This is a genomic window from Vibrio sp. 1069, from assembly GCF_033340555.1.
The window spans coordinates 33,554-53,567 of sequence record NZ_JAWOWP010000011.1 but is presented as its reverse complement, the minus strand read 5'-3'; the positions used below and the strand labels follow the sequence as shown (position 1 = coordinate 53,567).

Sequence of the window (20,014 nt, the reverse complement as noted above, 5' to 3'; positions counted from 1 at the left end):
AATGAGAGTTTCGGTTTGAAAGCAGTGAAGCTGGAAGTCTATTAAAAGCTCAACATTGATGTCAGTGGTTTGGACAAAAATAAAACAAAACACAAATACTGACTATATGACAAACACTTAGACACCATCTGAAAACTGGAAAACTATAAACAGAGGTGCATTTATAGTTAGAAGGAACACCAAACATGGAACGCGATACCTTTGGAATATGCCTGAATAAGGCGATGCTGTCAGAGAATATGTATTCAACATTTACACACGTCAGGGCTTATGAAAAAAACGGAGGCGGTACTTCTGATCTCAAAGTCCTGTTATCGTTCCCTCAAATGAGTGGAAAAGATCTATTGAATACGATGCGAGGTTCTCGTCAGCTCGAGTGGAGAGCGGAGTTTCACTGTCCATATACGAAATAAATTTGTAACATCTCCCGCGCCCAGCACAAATATAACTGGGCGCATACTACTGCCCAATTTTCCCTCCTACTTAACACGCAGTTACGAATCCTTTATATTAGAGCCAATACTCTACGACAAAGCAGCCATTATGAAAAAAACAGGAAAGTTTTGGATACTGGGCTTACTTAGCAGCTCGATTTCCCTTGCCTGTCATGCGGCACCGATCACTTTTGATACCGCATGGCAGCTATTGCTAGAAAACAACTATTCTCTTAAAGCTCAACGCTCAAACGTCGAGAACTACCAATACCAAGAGAGTGCCACCAGCAATCTCAACTTACCTCAAGTTACCATTGGCGCGAATTACACGCGTTTAGATACCGATATCACGCTTTCGGGAAAACAGATTCTAGACAGCACAGGAGCACACATTAACGTACCTCCTGCTTTTCAGCCTATTTTTGGTGCCTTAGCTAATACCACTTCGACCATAACCGAGCGCGATATTTTCTCTTCGTCTATTCGTGCCATTTGGCCAATTTTTACTGGTGGTAGAATTTCTGCGGCTCAATCAGCAGCAGAAGGCAAAACGGATGAGGCGAAAAGTCAGCTTTTAATGGAACAACAAGCGCGTTTTGAAGATTTATCGAAGTACTACTTTTCTGTCGTACTGGCAAAGGAAGTACTCGCAACGCGGCAAGCGGTTGAAGCAGGGCTAAAAAAGCATCGAGATTTTGCCATTAAGCTTGAAGAGCAAGGACAAATCGCGCACGTTGAGCGCCTGCAAGCCGAGGCTTCTTTAGATAAAGCATCCGTAGAAACACGTAAAGCTGCCAGCGATTTGAGTATCGCTCAGGCTGCATTAGGTAAATTACTCGCACAAGATGACGCCGTAGAGCCCGCTGAATCTTTGTTTATCAACGACAGTCTTCCCCCTCTTACCGCTTTTGTCGATCAAACGTTGCTTACCTATCCGGGGTTAGAACTTCTGAGCGCTAAACACAAACAAGCCTCTAGCTTAATCAAAGCAGAAAAAGGGAAATACTACCCTGAAGTTTATCTTTACGGCGACTACAGCTTGTATGAAGACGATTCTCTCGCAAGCCAAATGAAGCCAGACTGGTTAGTTGGTGTTGGTGTCAGCATTCCACTGATTGAATCATCAGGGCGAAGCGAAAAAGTCAAAGCCGCTCAAAGCGTCGTCTCGCAGGTCGACTCATTAAAGTCCCAAGCCAAACAAGACTTATCGCTGTTAGTCCAAAAGACATACTTGGAGGCTCAGCAAGCCATTGATGAAGTACAAGGGCTCGCATCTAGCATTGAACTCGCTAACGAAAACCTGCGCTTGCGTGAAAAAGCATTTACTCAGGGTCTGTCGTCTTCTCTGGATGTTGTGGATGCACAACTTTATGTCGCGAGTATAGAAACACAACGTTCGGCGGCGCGTTTCCGCTATTTAATATCTTTAACCAAGCTACTCGCATTGAGCAGTGAAATGAACAGCTTCGAACAATATCAAAATACCGCTTATATCCCTGCTTCAACATCCAAAGAGGTGAAATAAATCATGGCAGCTAAATCACTAAAACCCGTTTTACTCTCACTTTGTGCTTTGGGTGTTGCCTCTTGGGTTGGGTATCAATTTTACCAAGCCTATCAACCGGAACCGATCCGCTTACAGGGATTAATTGAAGCCCAGCAATACAGCATTTCCTCAAAAGTTCCAGGGCGTATTGATGAGGTCATGGTACGTAAAGGCGACGATGTAGAGAAAGGGCAGCTTATTTTTACCCTTCATAGTCCTGAAATTGAAGCGAAGTTAGAACAAGCAAAAGCAGGTGAAAAAGCGGCGGACGCCTTAGCTCAAGAAGCTGAGAAAGGCGCACGTGAGCAACAAATCCAAGCAGCAAAAGATCAGTGGATGAAAGCCAAAGCCGCTGCGAATTTAATGGAAAAAACCTACAATCGTGTGAATAACCTTTATAACGATGGCGTGGTTGCAGAACAAAAGCGCGATGAAGCTTTAACGCAGTGGCAAGCAGCGAAATACACAGAAAGTGCCGCGTTTCAAATGTACGAAATGGCAAAAGAAGGCGCCAGAAGTGAAACCAAAGTGGCTGCGGCGGAAAAAGCGCGCATGGCATCAGGTGCCGTAGCCGAAGTAGAAGCGTATGCGAAAGATACTCAGATCTACAGCTGGTTCGACGGCGAAGTCTCTCAAGTTCTGCTTCAAAGTGGTGAATTAGCACCTCAGGGCTTCCCAGTAGTTACTGTAATAGATACAGAAGATGCCTGGGCGACACTGAATGTGCGTGAAGATTACCTTCAACACTTTAAAAAAGGAGCAACCTTTGATGCCTATTTGCCTGCCTTAAATAAAAATGTTGAGTTCAAAGTAACGCATGTTGCCGTTATGGGTGACTTTGCAACGTGGAGAGCAACCGATGCCTCTCAAGGTTTTGATCTTCGTACCTTTGAAGTAGAAGCTCGTCCATCTCAACCCGAACCTGAACTGCGTATGGGAATGAGTGTTGTCGTTGAACTTTAATCACAACCACTAGGTTAATGCTATGACGATTAAGATTTCACAGCGGCATATCTTACGACGAGACAAGTGGTTACTTTCGTGCCTTACTTGGATACCGATTTTGCTCGCGATGATGATTTGGGGAGTGTTCTCTGCGGGCATTGCCCGGGATCTGCCAATCGGTGTGGTTGATCTACAACATTCCCAACTTTCTCGAAAGCTCATTCAATCTTTGGATGCGTCGTCGAGTCTGGCTGTTAATTATCACTACACCAGTGCAAGCGAAGCAAAAAATGCGATGATTGAAGGCGATATCTACGCTTACGCGGTCATCCCATCTAAGTTCGACCAAGATATTCTCCAACACCGCCAACCTCAACTTTCTGTCTTTTACAACAGTCAGTACATTTTGGTAGCGAAATTGATCAACTCTGCCGTTACGCAAGCACAAGGCTATTTCGATGCTCAGGTTGAAGTAATGAGCAACTTGGCTAAGGGTAACACCACAACGTTAGCGGCGGCTGGGCAGGCTGTACCCGTGTCGACACAAATAACCGCATTATTTAACCGTAACAATAACTACGCACAATTTTTGGTAACGGCTATCGTGCCAGCCATTTGGCAAATATGTATTGTAGTAAGCACTATTTTGATTCTTGCCGCGCACTTTCGCATTTATGGTGGAAAGAATGGCTTTGCATTTTTGGGCGAAAAGCCATACGCCAGGCTCACTACCTTATTAAGTCGGTACATTCCGGTCTTTATGGCGCAAGGTGCGTTGTTCTTGTACTGGTTTTATTCCGTGCTTGATTGGCCAATGGAAGGCAGTTTTGTGGTTATGCTATTAGCACAATTGGCGACGGTTATCGCCTGTATCATTATGGGAGCGTTGTTCTTCTTCTTGTCGATGGATCCTGCACGTGCGATGAGTTTTGCTGGCGCATTTACGGCTCCAAGCTTCGCGTTCATGGGAATTACATTCCCAGTTTCTGACATGAACACGCTCGCTTATGCATGGCGTTCATTATTGCCGATTACCCATTACATTGAAGTACAAGTGAGTCAAGCAAGCTATGGAGCATCGGCCGCGCAATCTTTAAGCTCGCTATGGCCTATGATTGGTTACGTTATGCCTCTGCTCATTACCGCAGCCTTGATGGGTAAACATCGAACAGCTTCATCAACACGCCAAGCGAAGGAGGCGGTATGACATTGTGGCAACTGATTAAAGCGGAACTTAAGGCCGTTCTAACCAATCCAGTCGTTACGTTGACCGTGTTTGGTGGTGTCGTATTTTACTCGTTTTTATACCCTTTGCCTTATGCACAACAAACGCCTCGTGAACAACCAATCGCGATTGTTAATCTAGATGGTAGTCAGACGAGTTTAAAGCTGGAACGTATGGTTGATGCCACCCCACAAGTCAACGTAGTCACTCGACTTCATACGATTGCCGATGCAAAGCAAGCATTTTTACAACGAGAGATCACCGGTTTTTTAGTCATACCAGAACACTTTTACAAAGACCTAATGCTAGGTAAAAGCCCGACTCTGGCCTACGCTGCGGACGCCTCGTATTTTCTCGTGTACGGAACCGTGGTAGAAGGATTGGCCCAAGCGGGAGGCACATTAGGGGCCCAAGTGAAAGTCAGTAAAATGGTGATAGATGGTATGCCCATGAGTATGGCTAGCCATAATTACTCTGCTATTAAGCTTAATATGAAACCGACGTTCAACCCAACCATGGGTTACATCGAATACGTAGTGCCGGCAGTATTTGTTCTGATTTTACAACAAACGTTGATCATGGCGGTTGGATTGCAAACGGGAACACAGCGTCATGGTCGTGGCTATTGGTCACAAGTATCAACGGGATCGCTGCTGCTTGTGAGAACGTTAGTATTTGTGGCAATTTATTATTTACTCGGCGCCTATTATTTTGGTTTTAGCTTCGAACGCTTAAACGTAAACCATATCGCCAATGCGGGCGAATTGCTGGCTATGTTGTTCCCGTTCTTTTTAGGTTGTTGCGGACTAGGCTTCTGGCTAGGTTACTTATTACCTCGGCGTGAACTTGTCACCTTAGTCGTCTTAGTGAGCTCTATGCCGCTCATTTTCTTGGCTGGTTTTATTTGGCCGATTGAAGCCATACCTACTCCCTTACTATGGATTGCTGATTTAAGCCCAAGCACTTGGGCGATCAAAGCTTTCTTAGCGCTAAACCAAATGGGGGCAACCTGGCAACAAGTCGCTCTACATTGGACGGCACTTTGGGCACTCACTGTGCTTTGGGGTAGCGTTGCGTACTGGATTGCTAAGCGAAGTAACAAGCCAGTTGTAACAGAGAGCTTGGGGTGACAGCTGACATTTTCTATTACTATAAAAAAAGCCGGGTAACTAAACCCGGCTGAAAATCTGCGTCCTTGCAGCGGACATATGGTAAAAACACTTTTTGCTCTGGGCTTACCCATTGAGCGAGATTAGATTAAGCCAAAAAGTATGGATTCCATACTCTCATATAGAGGGTCATATCCTTCCAATAGACATTAGTCTTCGCTAGAAAGATAACGTTTTTCAGACACAAAAAAACAAGACTCACATTGAGTCTTGTTGTTGATAGGGATGAGCAGGATACATGTCGCCGCTAAGTCATACCACGGATTATTTTCTCTCGGTATTCTGTAACGACCTTCATGATTGAATTTTTTACATCACCGACTTGCTTAGAGGGTTGGCACCATAGGCCAAAACCAAACTTAAAACCTTCCAATAATTCAGAAGCTTCCACTGGCTCTATATGATTATTAGAAAACTCCGAATGGGCAAACGTTCTGGGGAGAATCGCCCATCCTAAACCTGCTTCAACCATTTTCACTACAAGGGCCAATTGGTCGACCTCTTCATGGTTCGAACTTACGATGACTTTTTCGCCCATTCCCTCTTCAATAAGAGACCGCAGTACAAATTGTTTACTATTCCTCAAGGCTGTCAATACTCGATCTGGTGCCATAGAAGCGAGTTCACCACCTTTCTGGACGAAAGGAACAAATTCAAAATGACCTAAAAACGTCGCATCCAGACTATGTATTGCTCGACTATCATGCACATTGACAATACCGAATTGATAATCACCATTCTGTAAACCCTCTTTAATTTCGTTGCGATTACGAACAAGAAAGTTAACTCGCATCATCGGAAAATCTGCTGCTAATTGAATACGAAGCAATACAAGAAAACGGTGTGGTATAGCGCTTGAATAGGCGATACTAACATTCTCTAACCCACCGTAAGCTAGACTTAATGCGACTTTATCGAAAGTACGTGCCTGTTCGATGGTTTGCTTAGCATAGTGGTAAAGAAGATGACCATCTTCTGTCGGTTCTACCGAGCGCCCCACTCGCTCAAACAGGTTGACCGCCAGTTGGTCTTCAAGATTGGTAATCACCTGCCCTATTGTGGTTCGGTGCTTATTGAGTTTGACCGCCGCCTTACTAAACGAAAGCTGTTCATAAACGGTTACGAACGCGAGAAGTTGTTCAAAACTAAAATTCATAGGTTGTGCTTACTTTTTAGAGTTATCTAATTAAATTACCACAAGATCGTAGAATTGCTACTTGGTAACGGAAACAATCTGCGTTTGAATTCCTTCTCGACGACACAAAAAAACCTACTAGCTTCAGTAGGTTTTCTCTAACTTAGTTGTACTCAACGACACGAGCTAAATAGTCGAATTCTCCTGAGTCACCATGGTAATCGCGGTAGACATCGACACTGAAATATTTAGGTTGATCAGCGTAAATGTGGTCAACGACTTTTTGCTCAAGTGACTCCAACGTTTCACCGACCTGAGAGTACACGAACTGCTTGTTCACTTTTTCCAATTTACGTTTTTTCGCTTCTTTGTGTGACACATAGTTGTTGATCTCTTCCCACTTTCCCACGAACTCGACCGCCACGTAACTCGAGTTCTCGTCAATCATGATAAAGGCTGCACCTTCTTCTTTGATTGCAGACAGTTGCTGCATATCACTATCCACTTTTTGCTGGTCAAGATGGGCTCCACTTTGGGCGAATGCAGTCGCGGAAGCGGTAAGTATCATGAGTGTAAGAACGGCTTTTTTCATTGTATCGTTTTCCTGTATTAAGGGAGTTCAGTTACCCAAAGTTGCCCTTGGGTGGCTTTTTTGAATCCATATTCGTAAATCGTCAGCAAGTAGCGGTGATCGAACATATCTTTCGTTACTTTGGCGTACCTGAAGTCTTGGTCGATGTAAGTAAACTGCATCTCGATATCGTTGATTTCACTGATGTATTTCATTCGATAGAGATCACCACGAGTTTGCGCTAGCGTAAGGCTTGAGACACTTTTCGATACCAAGTCCAAACCTTTGTCTTTTAGTGGACGATACGGCGCTTTTAACGCACCATTGCGAATCACATCCAACTGAGGCGCTTTTTCTAACCCCAAAGCATCTGAGATTTGTTGATAGTTGAAGTTAGACGGATTAAAGAACACCTGCGCTGCGAGACCGCCATCTACGTGTAACTCCTCAAGTGTTTCTCCATCATGTTCAACATCGATAAATTGTGGAGGGAAAACACCAGGGATCGATGCGCTCGCAGCAAGCACCTTGTAAATAAGTTCAGATTTGTCCGCTAAATCACTGTTCGCAATCGCACCAATATTCCAAATCACCAGTTCGCCTGAATCAAAATGGGTACTGCCAATAAAGAGGCGTTTACCATTGCGGTGTTGCTGCGCCATCGCCTCGATCATGGGCTCAGGGTAAGCGTCTGCGATGAAATCATAGAGGTTCTCACCATCGGTAAACGCGTCCTTAAACAGGGTATTTAAGAAGTTCTTCTTACCCAAAATATTCTTATCATTGATGTTGAGCATGACTTCTTTCATCTTTGGCATCGCATCACCGCCAATGAAAACAAAAGGAGCGATTAGGGCACCCGCACTGACTCCAGTAATGATGGCATAATCTTTTAGCTCCCCCTTTTCCTGTAGCCCCATCAAAACGCCGGCCCCGTATGCACCGTTTACGCCACCACCCGATAAGGCCAAAATATTGAGCTGTTCACCCTCTACTTTGATCGGTGTGGTTTGATTGTGCGCTGAGTAGAGAAAATCCGGCGCTTCATTGGCCCACATTCGAAGTGGCTCATTTGGTATCGAACTCGCGATCTCGACATCTTTATAGTTGCTTTGAGAAACACGAACATCCAGCGTATGAGGTGAACTACAAGCTACTATCAGCAGCGAAAGTGCAACCGTCACACCAGAGGAAATTAAACGATTCATAATCAGTCTCATTTAATGTTCTCTGGCGTATGACCAGAGACTCAGTTTGAAGTTAATTGGGTCAAAATGAAGTCCGTTTCGTTGTTTGGAGTTACTATAGCTAGGCACGGCTAAACCCCATAATCGCGATTGTAGGATGCTATCCATCAAAGCAATTATGCCAAGTTTCTATATGCTAACTTTACGCTTCTCCGTTAATTAGGTACTGCGCTAAGCAATTTTCACGACGTTGAACTCATGCGTCGGTTCGACAAATTCGTATTGGGCATTGATCGTCTGTAGCTCCCATGTGCCATAGCCTTTTGTGATCTCCAATACACCGTAAACGGCGTTATGTGTATGACGAAAGGCTGCGACAGGAGACATCTTCTTCACCAAACAAGAGGTAAAAATCGCAGAAATTAAATCACCGACTCCGACTGGCTGCATAGCAAATTCAACACTAGGTCGTTGGGCCAAATAGCTTGCTTTCGGCGTCGCTAAAATCATACTGAAGGCGTCATCTGTTAGTGCATGCAGGTGTTTCACCAATACCATTTTCGGTCCTAACTCTAAGGCTTTTTTACATGCAGTGACCGCATCATAAAGAGAGTTAATTTTCACACCTGTTAACTCGCTCAGTTCAAACTGGTTAGGAACAATCACATCAGCGATGGGCAACAAGCTATGGCTTATCGCTTCTTTGACACCGTCTGCCACAATGCAACCTTTGTCTGGATCACCCATAACTGGGTCACACACATACAGTGCACTATGGTTACGCGATTTGACTAAACTTACCGCTTCGGCCACCGCTCGACATTGCTCTGCGCTGCCTTGATAACCGGACAGTATCGCGCCACATTCGCCTAACTTCTCAATGTTATCTAAGCCTCTCATTAGAGAATGAATTTCATCTGCCCCAAACTTCTGTCCAGTCCAACCTTGCTGGTACTGAGTGTGATTTGAAAACTGAACCGTGTGAATTGGCCAGACTTCGAGGCCCATTCTCTGCATCGGGAAGACGGCAGAACTGTTTCCTGCGTGGCCATAAACCACATGAGATTGAATAGAAATAATGCTTTTCATAAGTCACTCTTAATTGAGAAGTTTGTTAGCTTGGCGACTAAATAAACACAATATCGCGCACTGTGCTTATTTGGTCGGAATAGCCTCGACAACGCCGAGGCTTATTCTTAATCAGGCTGGATTAATTAGCCTTGGAACTCAGCGAAGTACTCATCCAACACTTTGCGCGTTGCACGACCGATAAGCTCGTATTCGTGGTGAGTAAGGTTTGCTAGCGAAACTCGAACTGATGCATGCACTACATCGAAGCCTTGGCCTGGAAGTAGGATAACGCCGGTTTCATGTGCAAGGCGGAACAGGAAGTCTTTGCCCTTCTCGCTCGCTTTGAACCATTCAACGAATGCTGGTCCGTACAATTTGCCGCCCAGAGTGTCGAGCTCAAGCAGTGTGTAGTAGTCCACACGATCTTTGTTTTCTTCAATTTCTACACCCATGTTTTTGTACAGAGTTTTGTAACGCTCGCGAATGATGCGTTTACATGCTTCTTTGTAGTTTTTCTCTGAGTCCATCAGACAATTCAATGAGAACAGCGCCATTTGAACTTGTTGAGGAAGCGACAAACCTGCTGTGTGGTTAAGCGCTACGCTACGGCTGTCGGCAACGATACGGTCAATAAACTTGATCTCACGAGGTTCCGGAGTCAGCGTTTTGTAACGATCGTCCAACTCAAGTTGACGCACTTCAGGAAGGCTACGCATTGCATCGTCAAACACGTTGTTGTGTTGAATCGCAATCGAGCCTAAACGCCAGCCTGTTGCACCGAAGTACTTAGAGAACGAATACACACAAAGCGTGTTGTATGGCAGTTTTGCAAACAGTGAGACAAAGTCGTCCGCAAATGTGCCGTATACATCGTCAGTCACAATGAACAGGTCGCTACGTTCGTTGTTCACAAAATTTGATAGGTTATCCAGAGTCTCATCCGAGAACTTCACAGACGCTGGGTTTGCTGGGTTCACGACACAAAGCAGTTTGATGTCTGTATCTGCAAGCTTTTCGATTTCAGACATCGGCAGCTGCCATGTTGTCTCATCCAAACGTAGTTCAACGATTTCCAGTTCGTATTCACTCAGTTCTGGAATTTCTAGGTACGGCGTAAAGATTGGAGTGATTAGCGCGACCTTGTCACCTTTCTTCAACAGACCGTTGTTGAACATAGTTTGGAACGTGTACGTCATAGACGCTGTGCCGCCTTCCGTTGCAAACAGATCGAAGTCTGTTGTCATTGGCATCGGGCCGTACATCTCTTCTGCGATGTACTGCTTCACAACCCTTTCGATGTTCGTCAACATACGTGGTGGCACTGGGTAGTTACATGCAAGGTATGCGTTAACCAGCTCATTCAAAAATGCCTGTTTCTCTAGACCCAAACGGTCTTTTGCGTAGCTCAGCGACTTTTCCAAGAACTGTACGCCTTGGTCTTGTTTATTCTTGCTTGCAAACGTATCGAAGCGCTCAACAATGCCCACACCATCTGGAATGCCACCGAAACCACCATCTAGGTATGAATAAGTGCGCTCGGCTTCCAATATTGCGAACTCACCCAAACGAATGAACGCTTTACGTGGTAGTGTCGCAAGAAAATTAGGATTACCACGACCTGCATCTAATAACGCGCGGTCAGGAACAGTTTGTGCCACTTCAATAAGTTTATCTTTTAATTCAAATGGGCTTAAATCTGCAAATTTTGAAAAATCAATTGTTGTATTTGGCGTAGTCATAATATTTACCTGAATTTATTATTTAGTGAAATTTGGATAATACTTCCCCTACCGCCTATTTAATTAGGCGATAAGAGTGTTCGAATTTATTTAAATTACATGCCTGCGTTTAAAGTAATAATGCCGACAATAATAGGACCCCATAGGGTGAGCAGTACATTGGCGACTGCATAAGTCACGGTGAATGAGAATACTGGCGTTGCGTTACCTGTTTTTTCCATTAAAGCCGCGAATGCTGGGTTCGCACTTCGTCCACCTGTAACACAACCAAGTGCTTCAACTGGATTCTTAATCTTCAATACAAAATATGAGAAGAAGAACGAAATAATCTGAGGGATAATCGTTACACCCATGCCAAGGAACAACAGAGACATACCGTGTTCTTTGATGGTGTCGACCGCTTGAGGCCCAGCCTCAAGGCCAACAATGCCCACAAATGCTGCCAAACCGAAATCTCGAATAAAGTTCGCGGCCCCCACAGGAAACTGAGCAACATGCGGATTGCGGCTACGCAACCAACCCACAATCAAACCTGAGATCAAACAACCTGCACCAGAACCGATAGTGACGGGAATACCAGCAATCTTAAAACTGATTAGACCAATTAATAGGCCCACCACCATGCCCATACCAAGCACGATTAAGTCAGTCACGTTTGCTGAGCCCATTCGCTGACCAATGTTTTTCTCAACGCGATTGATATCTTTTGCGGTACCTGTAAGCTGGATGACGTCGTTTTTCTTCACCACAAGATCCGGCGTCATTTCAATTGAGTTGCCTTCACGAATATAGTCTGTCACATAAATACCGCGCATAGAGCCTTGGTTCGAAGCCTCTTTAATCTCTTGCAGCGACTTACCAATCAGTTTGCGGTTGTCTGCGATCAGTTGACGGTTTTCTTCAATAACTTCATAGCCTTCTGGAAGTGCAATCTCGTTGTCAGCCAAACCATCTTGCAGCTTATGTACCGCATTACGACGACCAGTTACAACAATGACATCCCCTTCTTTCAGTGCTGTGAATTTGTCCACTTCTAGCACTTTGCCATCACGTTGAATCAATTCAATACAAGCAGCTAGAGCGTGTTGGTTTAACTGAGCTAAGGTTTTGCCTGCTAGCCCACCATCTTTGCTCACTTTAAATGCTCGTGTAACCAGCGCTGTGATAGCGTTGAACTCACCCGGCGCTAAATCACGCTTACCATTTGAATTTTTCTCTTCTAGCGCAATCGCTTCTGCTCGGATATCCCACTTCATCAGTGTTGGGAATACCCATGTCACCATCAGAATTGGACCAAGCGAACCAAAGATGTACGTAACCGCGTAGCCTACTGCGACGTTGGTCTGCATTAGGTGCTTCGCTTCTTCTGTCACACCACCAAGACGTGCGATCGCATCACCCGCTGTACCGATGATTGCCGATTGAGTCAAACCACCAGCTGCAAGGCCTGCTGCCGTACCTCTGTCTAGATCAAACATCCAAGCTGCTGCTAGTACACAAAGCAGGCCAGAAACCGTCATCACTACAGCAGAAAGTAGAATGTTGATGGTTCTAAAGTTCAATGCTTTAAAGAACTGCGCACCACCTTGATACCCTACTGCGTAAATAAAGAGCGCAAAGAAAATGCTTTTTACGCCGGGATCAATATGAACACCAAATTGCCCAATAATTACACCCATTAATAATGTTCCCGCAACACCGCCAAGAACAAATCGACCAATGGTAATTTTACCTACCATATAACCGAGAGAGAGCGTAATAAAGAGAGCAACAAATGGTGCCATGTCAAAAAGGTTAGAAATAATTTCCATGACAATTTTACTCTTACTAATAAATATAAAACTCAAATAATCTAACGAATAATCTGTCACTCATATTTGTTGGATTATTTAATTTAAAAAGCATCTCGTTTGCTTCGAAGCGAATATTAGAAACAAAACCTCACAACTCGTAATCCCATTTGAAGGATGAAACCATCACTTCGCATATTCAAACGCAAACATTGAACAATAATTGTCGAAAATTTAATAACTTAGTGGTCTGAAATGAACATCAAATAAATTGGAAAATAAATTTATTTTTATTTTCACTGTCCAAAAAGCTACTTTGTTGCGCTATTCCCTCTATATAGCGCATAACACCTTTCTCTTGATGGATTAGATCCTACAAAAGCGATTATCACTGATGCCATCACTTGCCTTATCTTTACATTCATCAATGTTAATAGAGAAAAACACCATGAACTCAATGCCACATGAACTTGTGTGGGGCGAAGTTTACTTCCCTCCCTTGTTGCTGGTTATTGCATTGGCTTACATGCTCACCATTTTGGTTGGAACCGTTGCAACAAAACTGGGACTCCACAAATACGTTGCATTTCCTGCGCTCGCTGAGCTAAGCCTAATTGTGATTTTTACTGGCGTTATTGGTCGATTCATTACCATATTTTGAGGCAAATTCCGTGATAAAACGTTATCTCATCACACTGCTATTACTGTGTTCCGCTGGCACCGTGATTTTCAGCTACTACCAATCATACTCTGACAACCCTTGGACTAGAGATGGCCAAGTTAGCGCGCACATCGTTTCTATAACCCCCCGCGTAACAGGACAAATCATCCAAGTCTACGTCGAAGACAATTCGCAAGTGAAACAAGGCGATTTGCTGTTTGAGATTGACCCAAGCATCTATAAAGCGGCGTACCACAAAGCGCTAGCAGCTCAAAAGCAAGCCATTGCATTACTAGCAAAGGCCAAAAATGAAGAGCAGCGAGCACTTAAGTTAGAAAAGCGCACACCTGGCGCTGTACCTGTACTGACATTGAATAACCTAGACAATGCGGTGGAGACAGCCGTTGCCAACGTAGAACTCGCGAAAACCAATGTTGAAGAAGCCAAGCTAAACCTTGATTACACAAAAGTTTATGCGCCAACGAATGGTTATATCACTAATTTGAACTTACGCGTCGGCTCTCAAGTCGTCGCTAACTCCCCAGTCGTGGCTTTGATTGATGAAGACAGCTTTTGGATCGAAGGATATTTCAAAGAAACGGATTTAGTTGGCGTTGATCCACAAGATAAAGCCTACGTGACCTTAATGATGCACAATGAAGCTGTGCTGGAAGGCAAAATCAAAAGCATTGGCTACGGCATTGCGAAGCAAGATGGTAGTACTGGTAACGATCTTTTGCCCAATGTGAACCCTAACTTTCAGTGGATACGCTTAGCTCAACGCATTCCAATTAAAGTTAAATTAGATCACTTACCGAAAGATTTTCAACTACGTGTTGGTATGACGGCCTCTATCAAAATCATCAAACAATAATGCGGTGGAATGTATGTTTAATGCCTCAACCAAAGAAGCAATCAAAGCTGCGCTGTCTATCGTTATCGCGATCTGCCTTGCCTTATGGTTTCAATGGGAGAAACCGTATTGGGCAGCGATCGCAGTCGCGGTAATGGCATTAAATGAAAGCTTCGCTCACTCAATAAACAAAGGTCATAATCGCTTATTAGGAACCCTCCTTGGCATCGGTTATGCCTTTTTCCTCATCACGACGTTTTCTCAAGATCGCTTTTTGTTTCTCACCTTCTTCACCTTGTTTTTAGGTGCGTGCATTTTTATGTCGAGCGACGAAAAGTATGGTTATGTGTTCTCTATCGGTTTTGCTGTGTGCTCCATCATCGCATGTATGGGAGGATTTGATAGTCAAGCAACGTTCCACTTCGCTGTTCTTCGCATGCAAGAGACGATTCTTGGTGTGATCACGTTTTCTGTTGTGTACCGATTAGTCTGGCCAGTCAGTACAGAACAAAACTTCATTCAACGTTTTGAGACCAGCAGAGAGGCGATGCTTAACGCTATGAAATCGCCCAATGATATAGATATTGAAGCTCTTGAGACCAACAGCGCCAACATAGAAAAGTTGTTCCAACTGGTCGGCTTACCACTTACTGGCAGCTACCACTTGAAAGAACATCGTCAGCTATGGCGTGCGCGTTTAAATGAGATGGCACAAATCCAAGACCGATTGCTAGAACAAGCAGATAAATCGCAAAGTCGTGAGATCGATTGGCCAACGCTAACGCAGCAACTTCAAAGCTTTGATATTAGAAATCCAAGTACTTCGCTCATTGGTCACGTTGCTTGTGTCATGCAAAGAGAGAAAAACACAGTTTGGCATCACGAGCATCGAACGTTTATCCAGCATTTGAATGAAGACGGCAGAAAGGTATTGCAAGGTGTATCCATGTTCGTCACTTCTTTGTTGATCTGGATTTATCTGCCCGTACCCGGAGGTTTCATTTTTCCGATGCTAGCTGGCGTGTTCTCTTCAATCGTTCCTACTATGCCACCAAGCATTATTAAAGATGCATTTTTTGGTGTGATAGGCACTGGCACGGTGATTCTATTGCAATACATTTTCCTAATGCCAATGATGACCGAGCTTTGGCAGCTTGGGCTATTCTACTTCATCAACATCATCGTAATTTGGAAGATATTTTCCACACCAAAGCTGATGGTACACAGAATTCTAGGTATTAACTTATTGGTTGTCTTGACATCAGGAGCGCTCAATTTAACCCCAGCATATCGAATTGAAACGCCCTTGCTGATGCTGGTAAACATTATGATCATTTTGATGATTGCCAAGTTGTTTACTGATCTGTTTCGTGTTCGCGTTACGGTCTAAGCGTCACCTCCGTTCTTGAAACTAAAGCCCCGCATTGCTTTTGCTCTGCGGGGCTTTTTGCTTTGTTCACTACCCTATTCCTGCCTCACCCATAAAGCGAGGATAGTATCCATCAAAAGCGATTAACGGGATTTCTCTTCACCTCATAAAATCCTCTCATTGATTCACGAAATGCAATCGAAAACCATGCATTCACAACGTCAATCACAGCAAACATATCTATCTAACTGAACAAGAAGTTCAGTGACACATTAACTGTCTGAGTCTCGAAGGTTTGAGACTATTCAGAGTGGAAACTGTCATGAGTTTTTTTGAATTACGCGCCGGCAAGACGTCTTCTCTTACTGTGCTCGCGAGCGCACTAATGCTTACTACCCCCACTTTTGGCTTCGCCGCTGAAGAGACGACGACCTACAACGAAGTAATCGAGCAAGGCCGAGCGCTGTTCGACAAATACGGTATCAGTCATGATTTACCAAAACTGGCCATCAGCTCTCTAGTTCAAGGCGAGCATTTGGTAGAGCATGCCCACCGAAGTGTTAAAATCGGTGATAGCGTTCGCGATTCGTCCGTCTACTTGGTTAAGAACACCGATAACAAAGGCAACATTGATCTGCGTATCAAGTACAACCCTGAACAACTCGATGAAAATGAAAAAGTACTTGATGAGATCGAAGCTTTCACACGAACAGAATACCGCCTTCGAAACTACGCAGAGAGTTTTGATCCGTCATCAGTAAGAGCCAAAGAGGATCAAAACGGTAATGTGATCATCAGTTTTAATTACTCAAAATACGGTCTTCCTCAAGATATCGCCTACTTCCGCTTTTTAAGCGTTGATATTGAGTTGGTTAATGGTGAACCGAAACGTATGGTCATTACCAACGATAAACCGTTCACACATCACAACTACCAAGTGGATTCTTACGATCAAGAGATCCTCTTCCAGAAGTTAACATCAGGCAAAATTGCGATTGCCAGTAAAAACACCAAGATAGTTGGTTCAAAGAAAAATAACCCCCTCGAAATGATGAGCAGCGTAAAACCGGTAGCGATTTATGAAGATAAGCTTGGCGTGCAAGTACTAGACGAAAAACGCTTGAATGAGGTCTCTGATCCACGCATGCAAGAAGCCAGTGTTAAGCTAGACCGCGTTTTTCCTTTAATGGGTGATATGGTTCGTCGTCAAGGTATCGATTTGCCTCTGCCGTTTGGTGTATCGCTAGCGTATCGAAATCAAGATATGAATATTCCATTTAATGATTTCACGATTGAAGGCATCGGCCTTAATGAACTGTTTGATCCCGAAGACAGTGTCGGCATCGTGAGTGCTGAGAGCATGACGCTTCGTGGCGATGTAAACATCCTGCCATTTTGGAATGTATTTGGTTACATCGGAAAAGTTAATGTCGATGCCAATGTTGATGCCGCCTACACGGGTGAAGGTGGCCAGTACATAAAAGATAAGCTGAACGATAAACTGCCAGGATTAGGTGATAAGTTTTGCGATGGTTTATCTGCACTTTGTAGTCGCGGACGCCTAGACGTGCCGCTGCATTTGGAATATGACCTTCGTGGTATAGGTACAACCCTTTCGGTTGGCTATAAAGAATTCTTTGCTTCTGTCACTGGTACCTATTCGCAAACTCGCTTAAAGGGCTTAGATGATTGGGGCGATGGTATTGTTACTGTACAGCCGATGTTGGGTTATCAACTTGTCGATTATCGCACGCAGTTCTTTGTCGGAGCAGAATATCAAGGACTGGACGCTCGAATGGACGGGCATGTAAAAAGCGGTGATATCGAATTCGATTACGACATTGGTGTAGATCTTAATCAATGGGCGTTTTTGACTGGTTTCAATAAGCAAATCGGCAAAAACTACAACCTGACCTTTCTCTATAACAAAGGGGAAACTCGAGAGTCAGTGACCTTAAATCTTGGTTACCGTTTCTAGCTCTCAGGAAGAGCCCGCCCCTATACGATGGTAGGACTGCATCCTACAAAGGCGATTACTGAAACTGTCGCCGATGTCCTACCATTTGAGCCATCAATTCAACAAGCCATCCAACCATTCACGGATTAATGCCAAAGCGTCAGGACGTCGCTTGTTAGATGCCGTTTAACATTTTCGGTGTACGCACCAAATGACTTTTTGGACATAACAATGACTTTACTCAATCGCTCAACTTTAGCCATTACCATCACTCTTGCCTTAGCGGCTTGTGGTGATGATTCAAGTAAACCTAGCGTTCCTTACGATCCGGAGCCATTACAACCGTTACCGCCAGAGCAAATCTCTTTGGAAATTGGTGATGCGACCATTCAAGCCACTAAAGAGTCCCTTGTCATCACACCCCTTGATGCGGATGAAAAACTGGCAGCGGTAGAGGCGTTCAAAGGTATCCAATTTGCGCAAGCAGACCGCTTTCAACACAGCATTGTGGCCCCACTTGAAGGCGATATTGATGCGACTCAGTTCGGTGATGCGTGTCCGCAGTTAAAAACCACCACACAAACGCAGTCAGAAGATTGTTTGAATCTAAACATTTGGCGACCAGCCGGGACAGAAGCGTACGCAGATTTGCCAGTTTATGTCTTTATTCACGGTGGAGACTTTGAATACGGCGCGGGCTCAGAACCGCTGATTCATGGTGATATGGTGGTTGCACAAGGTGCTGACGATGGTAACCCGTTTATTGCTGTTACTTTTAACTATCGTTTGGGCTTGCTGGGCAGTGTTTGGGTCGATGGTTTGGACAACCCTGAGGGCGGTAACTTTGGCCTAGGCGATCAAAAACACGCGCTTGAATGGGTTCAACAAAACATAGATGCATTCGGCGGCAATCCGCAAAACGTGACACTCATGGGGCAAGGTGCGGGTGCCATGTCGGTGGGAATTTTACAGCAATCAAAAGGCGATGCTGCAATCGCAGGTGAGCACTTTCAGCGTGCCATCATGCAAAGCAACGCGTACGGCTTTGAATATAAAAGTTACGATGTTGCCAAGAGCCAAAGGCCAGAGCAAAGTGTTGAAGATCTAACGCTACTACCACTTGAAGAGGTCATGAAGGTACAGAGCGAGATGCTTGATCCTATTCAACGTCTTAAGAACTGGGTACTGACCGCTGCGAATATTCCGGTTATAAGTCCAACACGAGACAACAGCCCATTAGCTACGTTGATGCCATTTGCGCCTTACATCGAGCATCGCCCACCAGCGTTTCTAGTGAAAGAAGTACCAGGCTATCACTTTACTGAACAAGCGATTGAGAGTGAATGGATCGTACCGACGGTAATTGGCTCAAACAGTGCAGAAAGCAATACTCTAGGCATGCTGCCGAGCCTGACATTTTTGATCCCAACTATTATTGAAATCTTGAGCCAAGAAGCGCCAGAAATCATTGAAAGTGGTGACGAAAACTTAATCGTCGAATACATGGTGGAGTGGCTAGAATCGGAAACGAACTTAAACCGTTTACGCACCGAATATCGTTCATTACTCAACGATTCAGCTTCGATTGAACTCGATCTTTCTGACTTATTGGAACTGCTGCCTAGCACCGCTTATGAGGCGATGACTAAGTTGTTCTTCGGTTTGGGGAACTCCGATTCAACAACGGAGTTACTTGCTCTGGCTGACTTCTTCCCCAACGATGAAAGCGAACTAAATGGTGCGACCAAAAACATGCAGCAATTCAAAACCACGTTGCATGATTTGCTCTTCACGGGTCCAAACCGTCATAAAGTTTCAACTGAAGAAGCAACAGGGGCAACGCCAAGCTTCTACTACTTTGACTACAAACCTGGATTCAACGTATGGACTTACAATACCAAAGGTGAAAATGGCGATCTCGACGTTGGCGATTTACTCAAAAGCATCAGTTGTATTGTCGGCGCTTGCAATGCATCGGAATTACCATTTGTGTTTAATAAAGCATTAAAGCTTGATGGTTCAAGTGTTCGTCCAGGTAGCAAAGACAAAGCAATGATGAACGAGCTCTCTCGTATGTGGTTTAGCGAACGTTTATTTGAGGACTTCCAATACAACAATGCTACTGACCGAGTACTGCTGATCGATAACGATGGCGGCATTCAATCCACACAAGACTGGGACAATGCTCATCACTCAGGCATCGATCCAAAACTGCGCCAAGGTCGTCTCAACGGTCTCGAGGAACTCGGGCTGATTCTTAGCCACATGTAACTTTATCCTCAGCTACTAAAAACTCGTTACCAAATACCTAAAAGCCAGTTCGCTGGCTTTTTTCATCCTTATTCCTTGAACATAATTAGGA

The 20,014-nt window shown here is 44.4% G+C and carries 16 protein-coding genes; 10 read left to right on the top strand and 6 right to left on the bottom strand.

What is annotated here, in order from left to right:
• Positions 1–185 precede the first annotated feature (185 nt).
• From R7040_RS16380 to R7040_RS16360, 5 genes are all read left to right on the top strand, one after another.
• A complete protein-coding gene (locus tag R7040_RS16380; protein ID WP_005377125.1) occupies positions 186–413 on the top strand; it encodes a hypothetical protein in 228 nt (75 codons plus the stop codon).
• 130 nt (positions 414–543) lie between these two features.
• Positions 544–1,959, top strand: a complete 1,416-nt coding sequence (locus R7040_RS16375; RefSeq protein ID WP_005387166.1) for a TolC family protein — start codon at positions 544–546, stop codon at positions 1,957–1,959.
• A gap of 3 nt (positions 1,960–1,962) precedes the next feature.
• Entirely contained in the window at positions 1,963–2,943 is a 981-nt protein-coding gene (locus tag R7040_RS16370) for an HlyD family secretion protein (RefSeq protein ID WP_318081235.1), read from the top strand.
• Between the two features lie 22 nt (positions 2,944–2,965).
• On the top strand, positions 2,966–4,132 hold the full coding sequence (locus R7040_RS16365; RefSeq protein WP_258460806.1) for an ABC transporter permease: 1,167 nt from the start codon (positions 2,966–2,968) through the stop codon (positions 4,130–4,132).
• A complete protein-coding gene (locus R7040_RS16360) occupies positions 4,129–5,280 on the top strand; it encodes an ABC transporter permease (RefSeq protein ID WP_318081236.1) in 1,152 nt (383 codons plus the stop codon). The genes R7040_RS16365 and R7040_RS16360 overlap by 4 nt, the downstream gene beginning before the upstream one ends.
• Before the next feature lie 286 nt (positions 5,281–5,566).
• Here the strand turns inward: R7040_RS16360 and R7040_RS16355 are convergent, their stop codons facing one another.
• The 6 genes from R7040_RS16355 to aspT form a co-directional block, all read right to left on the bottom strand.
• Positions 5,567–6,475 carry a LysR family transcriptional regulator gene (locus R7040_RS16355; RefSeq protein ID WP_318081237.1) on the bottom strand — a complete coding sequence of 303 codons (909 nt, stop codon included), beginning with the start codon at positions 6,473–6,475 and terminating at the stop codon, positions 5,567–5,569.
• Between the two features lie 142 nt (positions 6,476–6,617).
• Positions 6,618–7,046, bottom strand: a complete 429-nt coding sequence (locus R7040_RS16350) for a hypothetical protein (protein ID WP_318096910.1) — start codon at positions 7,044–7,046, stop codon at positions 6,618–6,620.
• 17 nt (positions 7,047–7,063) lie between these two features.
• Positions 7,064–8,233 carry a patatin-like phospholipase family protein gene (locus tag R7040_RS16345; protein ID WP_318081239.1) on the bottom strand — a complete coding sequence of 390 codons (1,170 nt, stop codon included), beginning with the start codon at positions 8,231–8,233 and terminating at the stop codon, positions 7,064–7,066.
• Positions 8,234–8,443: 210 nt separating this feature from the next.
• Positions 8,444–9,301, bottom strand: a complete 858-nt coding sequence (gene pdxY, locus R7040_RS16340; protein ID WP_033906186.1) for a pyridoxal kinase PdxY — start codon at positions 9,299–9,301, stop codon at positions 8,444–8,446.
• 125 nt (positions 9,302–9,426) lie between these two features.
• The gene (locus R7040_RS16335) at positions 9,427–11,022 is read right to left on the bottom strand and encodes a bifunctional aspartate transaminase/aspartate 4-decarboxylase (protein ID WP_318081241.1); all 1,596 of its coding nucleotides are present in this window, start codon (positions 11,020–11,022) and stop codon (positions 9,427–9,429) included.
• A gap of 95 nt (positions 11,023–11,117) precedes the next feature.
• The gene (gene aspT / locus R7040_RS16330) at positions 11,118–12,833 is read right to left on the bottom strand and encodes an aspartate-alanine antiporter (RefSeq protein WP_005377107.1); all 1,716 of its coding nucleotides are present in this window, start codon (positions 12,831–12,833) and stop codon (positions 11,118–11,120) included.
• Positions 12,834–13,260: 427 nt separating this feature from the next.
• On the opposite strand from aspT, the gene R7040_RS16325 reads away from it, so the two are divergent.
• From R7040_RS16325 to R7040_RS16305, 5 genes are all read left to right on the top strand, one after another.
• Positions 13,261–13,473, top strand: coding sequence for a DUF1656 domain-containing protein (locus R7040_RS16325; protein WP_005377106.1), 213 nt, complete (start codon positions 13,261–13,263; stop codon positions 13,471–13,473).
• A gap of 10 nt (positions 13,474–13,483) precedes the next feature.
• Entirely contained in the window at positions 13,484–14,347 is an 864-nt protein-coding gene (locus R7040_RS16320) for an HlyD family secretion protein (protein WP_171346027.1), read from the top strand.
• Between the two features lie 13 nt (positions 14,348–14,360).
• Positions 14,361–15,716, top strand: coding sequence for an FUSC family protein (locus R7040_RS16315; RefSeq protein ID WP_005377104.1), 1,356 nt, complete (start codon positions 14,361–14,363; stop codon positions 15,714–15,716).
• A gap of 301 nt (positions 15,717–16,017) precedes the next feature.
• Entirely contained in the window at positions 16,018–17,673 is a 1,656-nt protein-coding gene (locus R7040_RS16310) for a hypothetical protein (RefSeq protein WP_005377103.1), read from the top strand.
• A gap of 210 nt (positions 17,674–17,883) precedes the next feature.
• Positions 17,884–19,923, top strand: coding sequence for a carboxylesterase family protein (locus R7040_RS16305; protein WP_318081242.1), 2,040 nt, complete (start codon positions 17,884–17,886; stop codon positions 19,921–19,923).
• Positions 19,924–20,014: the final 91 nt, after the last annotated feature.

Coding starts and splice junctions, on each gene's coding strand:
- R7040_RS16380 (WP_005377125.1), top strand. CDS start 186: ATGGAACGCGATACCTTTGGAATATGCCTGAATAAGGCGATGCTGTCA.
- R7040_RS16375 (WP_005387166.1), top strand. CDS start 544: ATGAAAAAAACAGGAAAGTTTTGGATACTGGGCTTACTTAGCAGCTCG.
- R7040_RS16370 (WP_318081235.1), top strand. CDS start 1,963: ATGGCAGCTAAATCACTAAAACCCGTTTTACTCTCACTTTGTGCTTTG.
- R7040_RS16365 (WP_258460806.1), top strand. CDS start 2,966: ATGACGATTAAGATTTCACAGCGGCATATCTTACGACGAGACAAGTGG.
- R7040_RS16360 (WP_318081236.1), top strand. CDS start 4,129: ATGACATTGTGGCAACTGATTAAAGCGGAACTTAAGGCCGTTCTAACC.
- R7040_RS16355 (WP_318081237.1), bottom strand. CDS start 6,475: ATGAATTTTAGTTTTGAACAACTTCTCGCGTTCGTAACCGTTTATGAA.
- R7040_RS16350 (WP_318096910.1), bottom strand. CDS start 7,046: ATGAAAAAAGCCGTTCTTACACTCATGATACTTACCGCTTCCGCGACT.
- R7040_RS16345 (WP_318081239.1), bottom strand. CDS start 8,233: ATGAATCGTTTAATTTCCTCTGGTGTGACGGTTGCACTTTCGCTGCTG.
- pdxY (WP_033906186.1), bottom strand. CDS start 9,301: ATGAAAAGCATTATTTCTATTCAATCTCATGTGGTTTATGGCCACGCA.
- R7040_RS16335 (WP_318081241.1), bottom strand. CDS start 11,022: ATGACTACGCCAAATACAACAATTGATTTTTCAAAATTTGCAGATTTA.
- aspT (WP_005377107.1), bottom strand. CDS start 12,833: ATGGAAATTATTTCTAACCTTTTTGACATGGCACCATTTGTTGCTCTC.
- R7040_RS16325 (WP_005377106.1), top strand. CDS start 13,261: ATGAACTCAATGCCACATGAACTTGTGTGGGGCGAAGTTTACTTCCCT.
- R7040_RS16315 (WP_005377104.1), top strand. CDS start 14,361: ATGTTTAATGCCTCAACCAAAGAAGCAATCAAAGCTGCGCTGTCTATC.
- R7040_RS16310 (WP_005377103.1), top strand. CDS start 16,018: ATGAGTTTTTTTGAATTACGCGCCGGCAAGACGTCTTCTCTTACTGTG.
- R7040_RS16305 (WP_318081242.1), top strand. CDS start 17,884: ATGACTTTACTCAATCGCTCAACTTTAGCCATTACCATCACTCTTGCC.